Source organism: Caulobacter sp. D5 (assembly GCF_003185805.1).
Taxonomy (GTDB): domain Bacteria; phylum Pseudomonadota; class Alphaproteobacteria; order Caulobacterales; family Caulobacteraceae; genus Caulobacter.
In genome coordinates this window covers 1-1,480 of record NZ_QHJY01000460.1, presented here as the reverse complement: position 1 = coordinate 1,480, position 1,480 = coordinate 1, and the positions used below count along the sequence as shown (strand labels likewise).

Below are 1,480 nucleotides of genomic sequence, written 5' to 3'. Positions count from 1 at the left end.
CTGTTAGGCGGCGGGGTGCTGTGGAACCTGTCGGTCGCCTCGGACCCGGGCCTGACCCCGCTCCGCATGTTCGGCTGGGGCGCCAGTGTGATCGGCGTGATCTGCTTCGCGGTCTCGGCCTATCTGCTGCTGCGCAAGCTGGGCGGGCCGGACATCGAGGACGACGGCGAGTAGGGTCGCGAGCGAACGCCGTTTCGAAAAGACCGGGTTGAACCCCGGATCAATCTGAAAAAGAGCATGAACTCCCGCTGGTCTCGTTGATCGGCGGGCGTTTGTGCTATGCGTTGCCGCATGACGCTGCAAACCGCACCCTCGATGGACTTCGCCCTGGGCGAGACGGCCGACGCGATTCGCGAGACCACGGCCCGCTTCGCCGCCGACAAGATCGCGCCCCTGGCGGCCCGGATCGACGAGACCAACGCCTTTCCCCGCGAGCTGTGGGTCCCGATGGGCGACCTTGGCCTGCACGGCATCACGGTCGAGGAAGAGTTCGGCGGCCTTGGTTTGGGCTATCTCGAGCACGTGGTGGCGATGGAGGAGATCTCCCGCGCCTCGGCCTCGGTGGGCCTGTCGTACGGCGCGCACTCGAACCTCTGCGTCAACCAGATCCGCCGCTGGGCGACGCCGGAGCAGAAGCAGCGCTATCTGCCGAAACTGATCAGCGGCGAGCATGTGGGCTCCCTGGCGATGAGCGAGGCGGGCGCCGGCTCCGACGTCGTCTCGATGAAGCTGCGCGCCGAACAGGTCGGCGACCGCTACGTGCTGAACGGGACCAAGTTCTGGATCACCAATGCGCCGCACGCCGATACGCTGGTGGTCTACGCCAAGACCGGCGATGGCAGCCGGGGGATCACCGCCTTCATCGTCGAGAAGGGCATGAAGGGCTTCAGCGTCTCCAAGAAGCTGGACAAGATGGGCATGCGCGGCAGCGACACCGCGGAACTCGTCTTCGAGGACTGCGAGATCCCCGAGGAGAACGTCATGGGCCCGGTGGGCGGCGGCGTCGGGGTGCTGATGAGCGGCCTCGACTACGAGCGCGCCGTGCTCAGCGCCGGCCCCCTGGGCATCATGCAGGCCTGCCTCGACTACGTTCTGCCGTACGTCCGCGAGCGCAAGCAGTTCGGCCAGGCGATCGGCTCGTTCCAGCTGATGCAGGGCAAGGTCGCCGACATGTACGTGGCCCTGAACTCGGCCCGGGCCTATGTCTACGCGGTCGCCCGGGCCTGCGACGCCGGCAAGACCACGCGGTTCGACGCGGCCGGCGCGATTCTGATGGCGTCCGAAAACGCCGTGAAGGTGTCGCTGGAGGCCATCCAGGCCCTGGGCGGGGCCGGCTACACCAAGGAATGGCCGGTCGAGCGCCTGCTGCGCGACGCCAAGCTCTACGACATCGGCGCGGGCACGAACGAGATCCGCCGGTTCCTGATCGGCCGGGAGCTGGTGGGGGCTTAATTTTACCCCTCTCTCAAAGAGAGAGGGA

General features: G+C 67.0%; 1 protein-coding gene. It reads left to right on the top strand.

Going from position 1 to position 1,480, the window contains the following annotated elements; genetic code table 11:
* Positions 1-291: 291 nt before the first annotated feature.
* Entirely contained in the window at positions 292-1,452 is a 1,161-nt protein-coding gene (locus DMC18_RS23580) for an isovaleryl-CoA dehydrogenase (RefSeq protein ID WP_110121018.1), read from the top strand.
* The last annotated feature ends 28 nt before the right edge of the window (positions 1,453-1,480 follow it).

What these genes read in the sequence shown, in the direction of transcription:
- DMC18_RS23580 (WP_110121018.1), top strand. Translation starts at nt 292, where the DNA reads ATGACGCTGCAAACCGCACCCTCGATGGACTTCGCCCTGGGCGAGACG.